Here is a 13,624-nt window from a genome sequence, read left to right as displayed (position 1 = left end):
CCATGTGCCGCTCGGTCGAGTTGCACCGGGCCGTGCTCGCGAGGAACGACGAGAACGCCGCCGCGCTCCGCCGCTATCTCGACCGGCACGGCACGATCGCCGTCAACCTGATGTCCAGTCCCGGCAGCGGCAAGACCGAGCTGCTGGAGCTCCTGCTCACCCGTGCCCTCGCGCGGGGCACACGGGTCGCGGCCGTCACCGCCGACCTCGCCACCGAGAACGACGCCCGGCGGCTGGCCCGCTCCCGAGCCCCCGTCCGGCAGATCCTCACCGACGGCCTGTGCCATCTGGAGGCCGGGATGCTCCAGGCCCGGCTGGAGCCCTGGCTGCCCGAGGGCACCCGGCTGCTGTTCGTGGAGAACGTCGGCAACCTCGTCTGTCCCGCCTCCTACGACCTCGGGGAGAGCCTGCGGATCGTGCTGGTGTCGGTCACCGAGGGCGAGGACAAGCCGCTGAAGTATCCGGCCGCGTTCGGGCTGGCGCAGGCCGTCGTCGTCACCAAGGGCGACCTCTCCGACGCCGTCGGCTTCGACCGGGCCGGTTTCCTCGCCGGGCTCCGGCAGGTCAACCCGCACGTCCCCGTCTTCGAGACCTCGGCCCGCACCGGGGCCGGTGTCGACGACCTGCTCGCCCATGTCATGGCCTGCGCCGACGGCCGGGCGCCGCACACGCCGGTGCTGGCGCGGCAGCACGAGGGCCTGCCGCACCGGCACGGGCCGAGCACGGCGACCGTACCGGGAGCGGCGCCATGACCACGGCACGCGCGCGTCGGCACGTCACCGTGCGGGGTGTCGTCCAGGGCGTCGGCTTCCGTCCGTTCGTCCACGCGCTCGCGGCCGAGCACGGGCTCACCGGCTGGGTCGCCAACGACGCCGGCGGCGTGGACACCGAGGTCGAAGGGCCGGTGGCCGCCGTCGAGGCGTTCTGCGAGGAGATCGGCACCCGCGCACCGCCGCTCGCCGTGGTCGAGTCCGTCGAGCACCACGCCGTCCCCCTCGATCACGACAGCGGCTTCACCATCCGCCCCTCCGGCGGCGGCCCCGGGCGCACCCTCGTCTCCCCGGACACCGCGACCTGCGACGCCTGCCTGTCCGAACTCGCCGACCCGGACGACCGCCGCCACCGGCACCCGTTCATCACGTGCACCCACTGCGGTCCCCGCTTCACGATCATCACCGGACTGCCGTACGACCGGGTCACCACGACCATGGCCGGCTTCCCGCTCTGCCCGGACTGCGCCCGCGAGTACGGCGACCCCGCCGACCGGCGTTTCCACGCCCAGCCGATCGCCTGCCCGCGCTGCGGTCCCCGGCTCGCCCTGCTGCACGCGCCGGGCACCGCCCACACCCTGCCCGGCGCGCCGGACGCACCCGGGGTCGCCCGGGACGGCGAGGCGCTCGCCGAGGCCCGCCGGATGCTGGCAGCCGGGGCCGTCGTCGCCGTGAAGGGAATCGGCGGCTACCACCTGGCCTGCGACGCGTCGGACCGACTGGCCGTACGCACCCTGCGCAAGCGCAAGAACCGCGGCGCGAAGCCCTTCGCCGTGCTGGCCGACGGCATGGCGACGGTCGAGCGCGTCGCCCACGTCGGCGACGCCGAACGCGCCCTGCTGCTCGGCCCGCGCAAGCCGATCGTCCTGCTGCGCCGCCGCGCACCGGCGCCGGGCGACGTGACGGCGGACGTCGCCCCCGGCAGCCCCGACCTCGGGGTGATGCTGCCGTACTCGCCGCTGCACCGGCTGCTGCTGGGCCTGCCCGGCGACCCGCCCGGCCCCCGCGTGCTCGTGCTGACCAGCGGCAACCGGGCCGGCGAGCCGATCGCCACCGACGACGCGGACGCACTGCGCCGGCTGGAGGGGCTGGCGGACGCCTGGCTGTTGCACGACCGGCCCATCCACGTGCCGTGCGACGACTCCGTGGTCCGCGTCTGCGACGGCGCGGAACTCCCCGTGCGCCGCTCCCGCGGCTACGCCCCCTTCCCCGTCGCCCTGCCCGCGCCGGTCGTACCGGCGCTCGCCGTCGGCGGCGACCTGAAGAACACCTTCTGCGTGGGCGACGACCGGTACGCCTGGCTGTCCGCGCACGTCGGCGACATGGACGACCTGGCCACCCTGACCGCGTTCGAGCGGGCCACGGCCCACCTGGCGGACCTGACCTCCGTCGCGCCCCGGCTGCTGGTGGCCGACCTGCACCCCGGCTACCGGTCCGCCCAGTGGGCCGTGCGCGCGGGCCACGAGCGCGGGCTGCCGGTCGCCCGCGTGCAGCACCACCACGCGCACATCGCCTCGGCCATGGCCGAGCACGGCCTCGACGGCTCCGCGCCGGTCATCGGGGTGGCCTTCGACGGCACCGGCTACGGCGACGACGGCACCGTCTGGGGCGGCGAGGTGCTGCTCGCCGACTACGACGGGTACCGGCGCCTCGCCCACCTGCGCCGCGTACCACTGCCCGGTGGCGACGCGGCCGTACGCAACCCGTACCGGATGGCCCTGTCCCACCTGTGGGCCGCGGGGCTGCCGTGGAGCCCGGGGCTGCCGAGCGTCCGCGTCACCACGCCCGGTGAACGAGCCCTGCTGGAGCGGCAGTTGGCGCGCGGCTTCAACTGCGTCCCCACGTCCAGCATGGGCCGTCTGTTCGACGCGGTGTCCTCGCTGACGGGTGTCTGCCACCGGGTCGCCTACGAGGCGCAGGCCGCGATGGAGCTGGAGTGCGCGGCGCTGGCGGAACCCGGCGACGCGGCGGACGACGGCCCGGCGTATCGGTTCGCGCTGCGGCCCGAATCCGACGCCCCCGGCGCCCCGTTGGTGGCCGACGCCGGACCGGTGCTGGCCGCCGTGGCCGTGCAGGTGCTCGCCGGGATCCCGGCGGGGCGGATCGCCCGCCGGTTCCACGAGGCCGTCGTCGCACTCGTCCTCGACATGTGCCGCGCGGCACGGCAGCGCACGGGAGTCGGCACGGTGGCCCTGTCCGGCGGGGTGTTCTGCAACACCCTGCTCGCCTCGGGCTGCCGCGGCGCACTGGAACGGGACGGGTTCGCCGTCCTCGCACACCACAAGGTGCCCCCCAACGACGGCGGCCTGGCCCTGGGGCAGTTGATCGTCGCCGCCCGGACCGGAACGTGAGGAGCTCATCATGTGCCTGGCCGTTCCCGGCCGTGTGCTGGAGATCGAGGAACGGGACGCGACCCGCATGGCGAAGGTCGACTTCGGCGGCGTGATCAAGGACGTGTGTCTGGAGTACGTGCCCGAGATGCAGGTCGGCGACTACGCGATCGTGCACGTGGGGTTCGCGCTGCAACGACTGGACGAGGAGTCCGCGAAACAGACCCTGGAACTCTTCGAGAACCTCGGGGTCCTGGAGGAGGAGTTCGGCGACGCCTGGGCGAAGGCTGCCCGCGACGCCGGTGCGGAGCGCCCCGCGGGCACCACGCCCCCACCGGGACCCGCACAGGATGCCGACGAGGAGGGCCGGCCATGAAGTACCTCGACGAATTCAGCGACCCGGTGCTCGCCCGGCACCTCTTCGACGACATCAGGGCGCTCACCACGCGGCCCTGGTCGATGATGGAGGTGTGCGGCGGACAGACGCACTCGATCATCCGGCACGGCATCGACCAGTTGCTGCCGGACGAGATCCAGCTCATCCACGGCCCCGGCTGCCCCGTCTGCGTCACCCCGCTGGAGACCATCGACAAGGCGCTGGAGATCGCCTCCCGCCCCGAGGTGATCTTCTGCTCCTTCGGTGACATGCTGCGCGTGCCGGGCAGCGGACGGGACCTCTTCAAGGTGCGGAGCGAGGGCGGCGACGTGCGGGTCGTCTACTCCCCGCTTGACGCGCTGCGCCTCGCCCAGGACAACCCGGACCGCCAAGTGGTGTTCTTCGGGATCGGGTTCGAGACCACGGCACCGCCCAACGCCATGACCGTGTACCAGGCGAAGAAGCTCGGCATCACCAACTTCAGCCTGCTCGTCTCGCACGTGCGGGTGCCGCCCGCGATCGACGCCATCATGAACTCCCCCGACTGCCGGGTGCAGGCGTTCCTCGCGGCCGGTCACGTCTGCACGGTGATGGGCACCGGCGAATACCCCGAGCTCGCCGAACGCCACAAGGTCCCCATCGTGGTGACCGGCTTCGAACCGCTCGACATCCTGGAGGGGATCCGCCGTGCGGTACGGCAGCTGGAGACGGGCCGGCACGTCGTCGAGAACGCCTACCCGCGCGCCGTACAGCCCGAGGGCAGCCCGGCCGCGAGGGCCATGCTCGCCGATGTCTTCGAGGTGACCGACCGGCCCTGGCGCGGCATCGGCGTGATCCCCCAGAGCGGCTGGCGGCTGTCCTCCCGGTACCGGGACTACGACGCCGAACACCGCTTCTCGGTGGCCGACATCGACACCCGGGAGTCCACGGTCTGCCGCAGCGGCGAGGTCCTCCAGGGACTGATCAAGCCGCACGAGTGCGCCGCCTTCGGCAAGCAGTGCACCCCGCGCAACCCGCTCGGCGCCACCATGGTCTCCAGCGAGGGCGCCTGCGCGGCCTACTACCTCTACCGCAGGCTCCAGGTGCCGACCACGGAGGAGGCGAGTTCCGTTGGCTGACGCACTCGACGCGACCGGTCCGACGTACGCGCCGGCCGACTTCTCCGCCTGGACCTGCCCCGCTCCGCTGCGCGACCACGACCGCATCGTCATGGGCCACGGTGGCGGCGGCGCCCTGTCGGCCGAGTTGGTCGAGCACCTCTTCGTGCCCGCCTTCGGCAACGACGTGCTGTCCGAACTGGGCGACTCCGCGCGGCTGCCCGCCTGCGGCGAACGGCTCGCCTTCTCCACCGACTCCTTCGTGGTGCGGCCGTTGTTCTTCCCCGGCGGGAGCATCGGTGACCTGGCGGTCAACGGCACGGTCAACGACCTCGCCATGGCCGGGGCCCGGCCGCTCTTCCTGTCCTGCGGGTTCATCCTGGAGGAGGGCGTCGAGATGGCCGTGGTGGCACGGGTGGCCGAGGCGTTCGGTGCGGCGGCGCGCGCGGCCGGGGTGACCGTGGCCACCGGTGACACCAAGGTGGTCGAAGCCGGTCACGGGGACGGCGTGTTCATCAACACCGCCGGCATCGGCCGTATCCCCGACGGCGTCGACATCCACCCGCGCCGGGCCCGGCCGGGCGATGTGGTCCTGGTCAGCGGCGCCATCGGGGTGCACGGGGTGGCCGTCATGAGCGTGCGTGAGGGCCTGGAGTTCGGCGTGGAGATCGAGAGCGACACCGCCGCGCTGGGCGACCTGGTCGCGAACCTGCTCGCCGCCTGCCCGGACATCCATGCGCTGCGCGACCCCACCCGCGGCGGCGTCGCCACGACTCTCAACGAGATCGCCGCCGCGTCGGGCGTCGGAGTGGCCCTGGAGGAGGACGCCCTCCCCGTGCCGGACACGGTCGCCAACGCCTGCGCTTTGCTCGGCCTCGACCCCCTGTACGTCGCCAACGAGGGCAAGTTGGTCGCCTTCGTGCCCCCGGACCGGGCGGACTCCTGCCTGGCCGCGCTCAGGGCCCATCCGCTGGGCAGGGAGGCGGTGGCCATCGGCCGCTGCGTGCCCGACCATCCGGGCATGGTCGTCTCGGCCACGGGCCTGGGCGGCACCCGCGTGGTGGACATGCCCCTGGGAGAACAGCTGCCCCGTATCTGCTGAGAACTCGGGTGACCTCCGTGCCCGGCGGCGGTGACCGAAGATCACGACGAGCGTAGGCTCGTGCCATGGTTGAGCACCGCATGATCGACGTGAACGGCATCCGCCTCCACATCGCCGAGCAGGGCAGTGGCCCCCTGGTCGTCCTGCTGCACGGCTTCCCGGAGTCATGGCACTCCTGGCACCACCAGTTCGGCCCCCTGGCCGACGCCGGCTACCGCGTGGTCGCCCCCGACCAGCGTGGTTACGGACGCAGCGACCACCCCGACGAGGTCGACGCCTACACCATCCTCCACCTGGTCGGCGACGTCGTCGCGCTGATCCAGGCCCTGGGCGAGGACAAGGCGTTCGTCGTCGGGCACGACTGGGGCGCCCCCGTCGCCTGGCACACCGCGCTGCTGCGCCCCGACATGGTCCGGGGCGTGGCCGGACTGAGCGTGCCGCCGCCCTTCCGGGGCGCGCAGCCGCCGCTGGCCGCCATGGAGAAGCGGTTCGACGGCCGCTTCTACTGGAACTACTTCAACCGGCCCGGGGTCGCCGACGCCGAGTTCGCCCGGGACGTGCGCACCACGCTGCGCAAGTTCTTCTACTCCGCCTCCGGCTCCGCCCGCTCCGACGGCAGGGTCATGCAGCCGCTGATCGAGCACGGCCAGGGCTGGCTCGACAAGCTGCCCGACCCGGAGGTCCTGCCGGAGTGGTTCACCGAGGAGGACCTCGACGCGCTCACGGAGAGCTTCTCCGGAGGCTTCACCGGAGCCCTCAACTGGTACCGCAACCTGGACCGCAACTGGGAGCTCACCGCCGCCTGGCAGAACGCCGTGGTCACGCCGCCGGCGCTGTACGTGTACGGCGACCGCGACCTCGTCCCGGCCTTCCCCGGCACGCCCGAACTCATCGCGAAGCTCCCCCACCTCATGCCCAACCTCTGGCGTGACCCGATCAAGCTCCCCGGCTGCGGGCACTGGACACAGCAGGAACGCCCGAACGAGGTCAACACCGCCCTCCTCGAATTCCTCAAGGCCCACTCCTGAACCACGGCCGCCGAGCGGGCGACGCCGAAGTGGCCCGGCCGGTGCGATGTGCGGGAACTCCCGGTCAGGCGGCGCGCTCCAGTTCCGCGATCGTCCGCTCCAGCCACGCCGTCTCGGCCTCGGACGTGGCGCGCGCGATGAGCAGGACGCCCCGGCGGAAGGGGTCGTCGACCTCGGCCGCCGAGAGGGGTGTGTCGCCCCGGTAGAAGAAGCTGCTGGGTTCGCCGAGGAACGCCTGCCGCCGGCGCAGGATCTCGGCCTGCTGCCGACGGTCGGGCAGGTGCCTGAGGAACCCGAGCAGGGCGAACCAGCGGTTCTCGTCGGTGATGAAGGGCTGCTCGGGGCTGCTCAGGCAGCGGAACAGTTCCTGCCTGCCGTCGTCGGTCAGGCTCAGTACGTGGCGCGGGGCGGCGGCAGCGCCCGGCTGTGCCTCACGCCGCAGCAGGCCCGCCTTCTCCATGCGTTTGATCGCCGGGTACAGCGTGCCGTGGCTGACCGCCCGCACGTGCCCGGTGAGCCGCGCGATCCGGGTCCGCAACTCGTAGCCGTGCAGGGGCTCTTCGTAGAGGAAGCCCAGGATGCTCAGGTCCAACACGCTTGCCATGAGGACGAATGATAAATCCGAGCGGCTGAATCCACCGGCCCGGCGGCGTGGCTGGGCGGGTGGGGCGGCCGGCTCGGAGCAGGGTGGACGGAGTCGTCGTCGAGGAGGAACCGTGAAGCGTCGTGTCGTCGCCGTCCTGACCGTTGTCGCCGCCGGACTGATGCTGTGCGCGGTTCCGGCCGCGGCGCGGGACGGTCATGGCCAGGCCGAGAGCGAAGACTGGAACGTGCCGCTCACCAACATCGGCCTGTTGTAGTACGGCGGAACCGCCGGTGGGCGGTGCCGTCGGTACCGGTGCGTCAGTCGGCCGGACGGACGCGGGTGAGCTTGTCGGGGTTGCGGATCAGCCGGATGGCGCAGATGGTGCCGTCCTCGGCGAGGTCGACGCAGGCCACCGAGTCCGGACGGTCGCCGGAGGTGACGAGGCGGCCCGGACGGCCGTTGACCAGCACGTCGTGCACGGCGACGTCCGGGATGTGGTTCGCGAGGACGCCGAGGATCCAGCGGGCGACCTTGTCGGCGCCGTGGATCGGGCGCAGCGCGGCGCGGATCTTTCCGCCGCCGTCGGTCCAGGCGGTCACGTCGGGGGCGAGCATGGTCATCATCCGGTTGAGGTCCCCGCCGAGGCAGGCGGCCAGGAACTCGTCGGTGGCCTTGCGCCGTACCTCGGCGGGCGCGTCGTAGCGGGGCCGGCGGGCCTGCACATGGCTGCGGGCCCGGCTGCCGACCTGGCGTACGGACGCCTCGGTGCGCTCCAGCATCCCGGCGATCTCGGGATAGCCGAAGCCGAAGACCTCCTTGAGGACGAACACCGCGCGCTCCAGCGGCGACAGTGTCTCCAGGACCACCAGCATCGCCAGCGAGATCGCCTCCGCCTGCTCGATGCCGCCGCTGGCGTCCGGCGCGGTCACCAGCGGCTCCGGCAGCCACGGGCCCACGTACGACTCGCGCCGGACGGCGGCCGACTGCGCCCGGTTGATCGAGAGGTTGGTGACGATCCGGCACAGGTACGCGCGAGGACGGTCGATCGTGTCGGCATCGACGGTGCTCCATCTGAGCCAGGCGTCCTGGACGATGTCCTCGGCGTCGGCGGCGCTGCCCAGCATGCGGTAGGCGACGCCGAACAGCTCCGGCCGGTTCTCCTCGAAGAGTTCAAGTGCGCTCACCCACGCGACGGTACCGCGCAGCGATCCGAGAAGCCCTGGCCGGTCAGGCCGAAGGCGCTGTTCATCCGGGAGCGCAGGTTCTCCACGGCGACGATCGCGGTGAGCTCGACGAACGCGGGCTCGCCGAGCCGCTCGATCAGTCGGGCCGCCAGTTCGTCGGTGACGGTCGGCTGCGTCTCGGTCATCGCCTCGGCGTACTCCAGGACGTCCAGCTCCAGTTCGGTGAACGCCGTACGGTGCTCGCGCCAGACGGGTACCGCGTGCAGCTTCGCGCTCGGCATGCCTTCGTTGTGGGCCTCCCAGTAGCCGAAGTCGGTGCACCAGGAGCAGCCGATCAGGTGCGAACTGGCCATCACGGCCAGCAGCTTCAGTCGGGGGTCCAGCGCGTTCCACTTGGCGAGCGACATCTCCATCCGCGCGTCGGTCAGCATGACCTTGCGGTTGTGGGCCATCGCGCGGACGGGGTCGAGGACCGCGCCGTAGGTGCGCCTGGAGTACCACTCGCTGATCCGGTACAGCAGGGTGCGCGGCGGGTCGAGCGAGATGCGTGCCATGGGGATCGCCTCCGGTGTCGGGAACGGTGTCGGGAATTCCGTCGTCACCAGGGCAGACCGGCCGGCCCGCCCGTGTGTGACATGCCGACCGGACAATGTGACCTGGACCACACCCGGACAGGTCTTCCGTCACGCCCGCTGGAAGCGTAGGTTCCGGTTACCCCGCGACGGCGCCCGCAAAGGCGCTGGTCCGCCGATCCCGGGCAGGCGGACCAGCGGGGGCCAAATCCATCTCTGTACCCCGCACGCGTGCGACCGGCACATGGCGACGCCCCCGTCAGCTCATGCCCGGCGCCCCGCGAGCCGTACGCCCACGGCGGTGAGCGCCAGGACCGGCGGCCCCGGAGCGGGGAACGCGAGCGGTGGCGGCACCCAGGCGGCGCCGGTGCCCTGTGTCCGGACATGCCGAGGTCACCTCTGCCTCCGATGTTCCGGCCGGCCTCTAGGTGTGCTGTCCCGGGACGTTGGTGACACACGTGCTGGGTGCTTGAACAGGTGAGGGCCTTCTGGGTTCGGTGTGGATTGCGACATCTACGACCGGTACTCAGGAGGCCCTCGTGTCCCACCGTGATGCCCCGCTGACCCCGACCGGCAGGCTGCGTCTGGCCCGGTGTGTCGTGGACGATGGCTGGCCGTTGCGGCGGGCCGCGGAACGCTTCCAGGCCGGTCACACCACGGCCGCGCGCTGGGCCGGCCGTTACCGGCAGTGGGGCGCCGAGGGCATGCACGACCGTTCCTGCCGCCCGCACCGCCAGCCACGCCGCACCTCGCCCGCGGTCGAAGCGCAGGTGGTCCGTCTGCGCCGCGAACACCGGATCGGACCGGTCCGGCCGGCCGCCCGGTGCGGCATCGCCGCGTCCACCGCCCATCGGATCCTGGCCGCCACCAGCTTCCGCTCTGGCCGCGTGCGACCGGGCCACCGGCGAACCCGTCCGCCGCCACGAACGCGCACGGCCCGGCGAACTGGTCCACATCGACGTGAAGAAACCCGGCCGTATCCCCGACGGCGGCGGCCACCGCACCCAGGGCCGGGCCGAAGGCCGCCGCAACCGGACCGGGACCGGCTACGCCTACCTGCACACCGCCCTGGACGACCACTCCCGCCTGGCCTGCACCGAAGATCTGCCCGACGGAACAGCGGCCACCTGCGCCGGCTTCCTCACCCGGGCCACGGCCTGGTTCGCCGCCCAGGGCATCACCGTCGAACGGGTCCTGACCGACAACGCCTGGGGCTATTCCAAGAACACCTGGCGGCAGACCTGCCACCAGCTGGGCATCAGCCCCCGCTGGACACGTCCATGGCGGCCGCAGACGAACGGCCGAACGCTTCCACCGCACCCTGCTGGAGGAATGGGCCTACCACCGGCCCTACGACTCAGACACCGAGCGGCAGACAGCGTTTCCCGACTGGCTGGACCGGTACAACTACCACCGACCCCACACCGGCATCGGCGGCCACGCACCAGCCAGCCGCGTCACCAACCTGTCCGGTCAGCACACCTAGGCCGTCGGCGTGCCGTCGTACGGCAGTGTCGTGCCCGTCAGCGCGTACTCGTCGCGGCGCCCGCACATCCCGAAGCCGCCCAGCCTGCTCGGCTCGCTCCGGTACACGGTCGCGTCTGCGAGGTAGGCGGGCTCGCCGGACTCCAGGGCGTCGAGCTGGGCGCCGGTGCGTTCGGCGGCGGCGAGGGCGCCGGCCCGCCACAGCTCGCGCCAGGCGGGCACCCGGGACCGGACCAGGCGGGCGGCGGCCTGCTGGAAGGCACGGTACGGGCCGCTGTCCCCGGCGAGCAGTGCCTCGCGCAGACCGAGGTAGCCCTCGACTGCGAGGTCCCGGCGGCGCCGGGCGGCCGCCTCGGTCTCCGGGCCGGTGCCCGGCGGCAGGGTGGCGGCGGCCGCGTACCGCTCGGGGTCGGCGAGCACCTCGGGCGGGAAGGTGAACACGGCGTCCCCGGCCTCGGGCAGGCCGCTGTTCTGCATGAGCACGGTGATCCGCAGGTCGCCGCCCTGCACCATCCGGTGCACGGTGCCGGGGGTGAACCAGGCGAGAGAGCCGGGCGCCAACGGGATGTCCCGGTAGCCGTCGGGGCTCAGGGTCTGCACCGCGCCCCGGCCCCCGGTGACGACGTACGCCTCGGTGCACACCAGGTGCAGATGCGGGCTGCCGCCGCAGACACCGTCGGCGGCCTGCCACGCGTAGGCGCTCAGGTGGGACAGGCCCACGGCGCCGGGCAGCGGATGGGACGGCCCCGGCTCTGCTTCGTTCACCATGGCAGGCCTTCCAGGTGGCGGCTCACCCGGTCGCGGTCCCAGGCGCCGTCGGCGACGACGACCCGGTAGCGGTAGCCGAAGCTCTCCCCCGGCGGGAGTGCGAACTCCTCGAAGAACGCCCAGGAGAACGCGACGGTCGGGATCGGTTCGGAGCGTACGAACCAGTGCGAGGCATGGATCGCGGACGACTCGTCCAGGTTCTCGGGAGCGTGGGCGAAGACGAGCGTGGAATGCGCGTCGAACCCGTCGTGCTCGGTACTGAAGGCCAGCCACGGTCCCTGACTGCCCATCACCTTCTCGGCGCCGACATCCGGTTCGGAGTCGGGCGTGAACACGCCGCCGCCGGTGAAGTCGCGCGGGCCGCGCCACTGGAGGCCGGTGTAGCCGGCCATCTCACGGCCGGCGGTGGTGGGCGAGCCGAACAGCAGAGGCTCGTCACGGGTGTTGGTGAGGCGGATGGACCAGTCCAGGGTCCAGGCGCCGGCCTCCTCGTCCACCGTGTGCACGGCGAGGCCGCGCACCTCGCGGGCCCACTCCCGGCCGCCGTTCTCCATCCAGGTCAACTCCTCGGTGACGTCGAGGCGTTCGTCGGTGACGCTGAGGCCGGTGAAGCCGTCGTGGCGCATCGACCCGACCCGGTCGGGCAGGCGCAGATAACCCTCGCCGTGGACATAGCAGTTGCCGCCCCAGAAGTTCTGCCCGGACAGATGACTGGCCGTCATCTGGAGGCCCTTGTGCCAGCGGTGGTCGTTCGGCCGGTAGCCGGTCACGGTGTGCCCGGCGAGGGTGCGCACGGGGTGGGCGTAGGGCTTGCGGGCCTCGAAGGCGTCCGGATCGGGGCGGTAGACGTAGCGGAGGATCTCGGTGCCGTTCGCCGCTTGGACCGCCAGGTGTTCGCCGTGGACGTGGCTGACTCGGATGGTCATGCGCGCTCCTTGGGGGCCCAGTCCGGATGGTCGCCGTGCATGGCCGCGTAGTAGGGGTCACCGGGGCCGATCTCGCCCGCCCGTACCGGTTGTCCGGTGAACGCCGCCTTGTACAGGGCGGCGGCGAACTCCAGGGTGGCGCGGGCGTCGGGGCCGCCGCCCGGGGGCCGCTCGCCCCGGTCGAACGCATCGAGGAGCACGCCGAGTTGGGCGAGGTGCGAGCTGGGCACGTCCTGCGCGGGCGTCCGCCAGGTCGCGGCCCGCCCGGGGTCGACGTGCGGCGCGGGCGTGTAGACCCAGTCGGTGTTGCCGTGCCCGTAGAGGTGGGTCAGTTGCACGGTGGCGTCGGAGCAGTCGATACGGATGCGGCTGACCTCGTCCGGGGACAGGACGCTGTTGACCACGGTCGCGAGCGCGCCGCCGCGGAACCGGACGAGGGCGGTGGAGACGTCCTCGCTCTCGACGTCGTGGACCAGCCGGCCCGCCATGGCCCGCACCTCCTCCCACTCCCCCAGCAGGTGCAGCAGCAGGTCGTACTGGTGGATGCCGTGCCCCATGGTCGGCCCACCGCCCTCGGTCGCCCACCGGCCGCGCCACGGAACGGCGTAGTAGTCGGCGTCCCGGTGCCAGGTGGTCTGGCAGTGCGCCACCAACGGGGTGCCCAGCTCGCCCCGCGCGATCAGGTCCCTGGCGTGCACGGCGCCGGAGCCGTAGCGGTGCTGGAAGACCACCGAGGCGTACGCGCCGGAGGCCTCTTCGGCGGCGGCGATGTCGTCGTACTCGGCGAGCGACAGGCACAGCGGCTTCTCGCACAGCACCCAGGCGCCCGACTTGAGCGCGGCCACGGTCTGCTCGCGGTGCAGCGCGGGCGGCGTGCCGATGAGGACCAGATCCGGGCGTACGGCGTCGAGCATGGCCTGCGTCGAGGTGAACCCGGCGACCCGCGCCCCCGCCTCCTTCCGGAAGGCGTCCAGTCGGCCCTCGTCCACATCGACGGCGGCGACGAGTTCGACGCGCTCGGCATGGGCTCTGAGTGCGGGAAGGTGGCTGCCGGCGACGATGGCGCCGGTGCCGATGACGGCGGCGCGGCGGCGGGGTGCGGCGAGGGACATGCAACGCTCCTGAGGGCTCGGCAGACGGAGTCGAGCACCACTTCGAGCGCCGCATCGAGCGCCAGGGAGAAAGCGCTTGCCCCGTACGAGGCGACCCTAGGGCGACAGGATTGTCAGGACAACCCCTTGTGCGGGGAAATTCGCTGGTGCGGGGGCGGATGGGCCGGGCGGAGGAGGGCCGCACGGGAGCGGGGAACCGCCGTGCCGTGGGAGGCCGGGAGGGGAACGGCAAGCTGCCGTGGCGCGGGAGCCCGCGACGGGAGCGGAGAACCGCCGTGGCACGAGAGA

The 13,624-nt window shown here is 72.5% G+C and carries 13 protein-coding genes and 1 pseudogene; 8 read left to right on the top strand and 6 right to left on the bottom strand.

Annotated elements, in window-relative coordinates; all coding sequences use genetic code 11:
• Window positions 1-2: 2 nt before the first annotated feature.
• The 6 genes from hypB (at window position 3) to ACZ4MF_RS15555 (ending at window position 6,703) form a co-directional block, all read left to right on the top strand.
• Window positions 3-752, top strand: coding sequence for a hydrogenase nickel incorporation protein HypB (hypB, locus tag ACZ4MF_RS15580; protein ID WP_467492525.1), 750 nt, complete (start codon window positions 3-5; stop codon window positions 750-752).
• Entirely contained in the window at window positions 749-3,121 is a 2,373-nt protein-coding gene (hypF, locus tag ACZ4MF_RS15575; protein ID WP_467492524.1) for a carbamoyltransferase HypF, read from the top strand. Before hypB ends, hypF begins: the two co-directional genes overlap by 4 nt.
• A gap of 10 nt (window positions 3,122-3,131) precedes the next feature.
• A complete protein-coding gene (locus ACZ4MF_RS15570) occupies window positions 3,132-3,476 on the top strand; it encodes a HypC/HybG/HupF family hydrogenase formation chaperone (RefSeq protein ID WP_356033151.1) in 345 nt (114 codons plus the stop codon).
• Window positions 3,473-4,594, top strand: coding sequence for a hydrogenase formation protein HypD (gene hypD, locus ACZ4MF_RS15565; RefSeq protein ID WP_467492523.1), 1,122 nt, complete (start codon window positions 3,473-3,475; stop codon window positions 4,592-4,594). The genes ACZ4MF_RS15570 and hypD overlap by 4 nt, the downstream gene beginning before the upstream one ends.
• A gap of 91 nt (window positions 4,595-4,685) precedes the next feature.
• Window positions 4,686-5,675, top strand: coding sequence for a hydrogenase expression/formation protein HypE (gene hypE, locus ACZ4MF_RS15560; RefSeq protein ID WP_467492578.1), 990 nt, complete (start codon window positions 4,686-4,688; stop codon window positions 5,673-5,675).
• Window positions 5,676-5,740: 65 nt separating this feature from the next.
• Entirely contained in the window at window positions 5,741-6,703 is a 963-nt protein-coding gene (locus ACZ4MF_RS15555; RefSeq protein WP_467492522.1) for an alpha/beta fold hydrolase, read from the top strand.
• 64 nt (window positions 6,704-6,767) lie between these two features.
• On the opposite strand, the gene ACZ4MF_RS15550 is transcribed toward ACZ4MF_RS15555, so the two are convergent.
• Window positions 6,768-7,307 carry a PadR family transcriptional regulator gene (locus ACZ4MF_RS15550; RefSeq protein ID WP_467492521.1) on the bottom strand — a complete coding sequence of 180 codons (540 nt, stop codon included), beginning with the start codon at window positions 7,305-7,307 and terminating at the stop codon, window positions 6,768-6,770.
• Between the two features lie 112 nt (window positions 7,308-7,419).
• On the opposite strand from ACZ4MF_RS15550, the gene ACZ4MF_RS15545 reads away from it, so the two are divergent.
• The gene (locus ACZ4MF_RS15545; protein WP_467492520.1) at window positions 7,420-7,563 is read left to right on the top strand and encodes a hypothetical protein; all 144 of its coding nucleotides are present in this window, start codon (window positions 7,420-7,422) and stop codon (window positions 7,561-7,563) included.
• A 43-nt stretch (window positions 7,564-7,606) separates the two neighbouring features.
• Here ACZ4MF_RS15545 and ACZ4MF_RS15540 read toward each other — a convergent pair whose 3' ends face one another.
• Both ACZ4MF_RS15540 and ACZ4MF_RS15535 read right to left on the bottom strand, forming a co-directional pair.
• Window positions 7,607-8,473 (bottom strand): RNA polymerase sigma-70 factor, encoded by an 867-nt coding sequence (locus tag ACZ4MF_RS15540; RefSeq protein ID WP_467492519.1) that lies wholly within the window; start codon window positions 8,471-8,473, stop codon window positions 7,607-7,609.
• A complete protein-coding gene (locus ACZ4MF_RS15535) occupies window positions 8,470-9,027 on the bottom strand; it encodes a carboxymuconolactone decarboxylase family protein (protein ID WP_467492518.1) in 558 nt (185 codons plus the stop codon). Before ACZ4MF_RS15535 ends, ACZ4MF_RS15540 begins: the two co-directional genes overlap by 4 nt.
• Window positions 9,028-9,584: 557 nt before the next feature.
• Between ACZ4MF_RS15535 and ACZ4MF_RS15530 the strand changes: the two are divergent.
• A pseudogene (locus ACZ4MF_RS15530) lies at window positions 9,585-10,531 on the top strand (IS481 family transposase).
• Here the strand turns inward: ACZ4MF_RS15530 and ACZ4MF_RS15525 are convergent.
• Genes ACZ4MF_RS15525 through ACZ4MF_RS15515 form a run of 3 tightly spaced genes read right to left on the bottom strand, consistent with a single transcriptional unit; the run spans window position 10,528 to window position 13,336 of the window.
• Complete coding sequence (locus ACZ4MF_RS15525; protein ID WP_467492517.1) at window positions 10,528-11,298, bottom strand: cupin domain-containing protein; 771 nt, start codon at window positions 11,296-11,298, stop codon at window positions 10,528-10,530. The pseudogene ACZ4MF_RS15530 and the gene ACZ4MF_RS15525 overlap by 4 nt on opposite strands.
• Window positions 11,292-12,224: a DUF6807 domain-containing protein gene (locus ACZ4MF_RS15520; protein WP_467492515.1), complete on the bottom strand. Its 933-nt coding sequence runs from the start codon at window positions 12,222-12,224 to the stop codon at window positions 11,292-11,294. Before ACZ4MF_RS15520 ends, ACZ4MF_RS15525 begins: the two co-directional genes overlap by 7 nt.
• Window positions 12,221-13,336, bottom strand: a complete 1,116-nt coding sequence (locus ACZ4MF_RS15515) for a Gfo/Idh/MocA family protein (protein WP_467492514.1) — start codon at window positions 13,334-13,336, stop codon at window positions 12,221-12,223. The genes ACZ4MF_RS15520 and ACZ4MF_RS15515 overlap by 4 nt, the downstream gene beginning before the upstream one ends.
• Window positions 13,337-13,624: the final 288 nt, after the last annotated feature.

Source organism: Streptomyces sp. NPDC025793 (assembly GCF_055558375.1).
The sequence above is the reverse complement of the archived record's forward strand: the minus strand, read 5'-3'. Positions and strand labels throughout refer to the sequence as shown.

Bases quoted from the DNA above. Each gene is read 5' to 3' on its own strand.
- hypB (WP_467492525.1), top strand. From the start codon at position 3: ATGTGCCGCTCGGTCGAGTTGCACCGGGCCGTGCTCGCGAGGAACGAC.
- ACZ4MF_RS15515 (WP_467492514.1), bottom strand. From the start codon at position 13,336: ATGTCCCTCGCCGCACCCCGCCGCCGCGCCGCCGTCATCGGCACCGGC.
- ACZ4MF_RS15555 (WP_467492522.1), top strand. From the start codon at position 5,741: ATGGTTGAGCACCGCATGATCGACGTGAACGGCATCCGCCTCCACATC.
- ACZ4MF_RS15550 (WP_467492521.1), bottom strand. From the start codon at position 7,307: ATGGCAAGCGTGTTGGACCTGAGCATCCTGGGCTTCCTCTACGAAGAG.
- ACZ4MF_RS15520 (WP_467492515.1), bottom strand. From the start codon at position 12,224: ATGACCATCCGAGTCAGCCACGTCCACGGCGAACACCTGGCGGTCCAA.
- ACZ4MF_RS15525 (WP_467492517.1), bottom strand. From the start codon at position 11,298: ATGGTGAACGAAGCAGAGCCGGGGCCGTCCCATCCGCTGCCCGGCGCC.
- hypD (WP_467492523.1), top strand. From the start codon at position 3,473: ATGAAGTACCTCGACGAATTCAGCGACCCGGTGCTCGCCCGGCACCTC.
- ACZ4MF_RS15570 (WP_356033151.1), top strand. From the start codon at position 3,132: ATGTGCCTGGCCGTTCCCGGCCGTGTGCTGGAGATCGAGGAACGGGAC.
- hypE (WP_467492578.1), top strand. From the start codon at position 4,686: ATGGGCCACGGTGGCGGCGGCGCCCTGTCGGCCGAGTTGGTCGAGCAC.
- hypF (WP_467492524.1), top strand. From the start codon at position 749: ATGACCACGGCACGCGCGCGTCGGCACGTCACCGTGCGGGGTGTCGTC.
- ACZ4MF_RS15535 (WP_467492518.1), bottom strand. From the start codon at position 9,027: ATGGCACGCATCTCGCTCGACCCGCCGCGCACCCTGCTGTACCGGATC.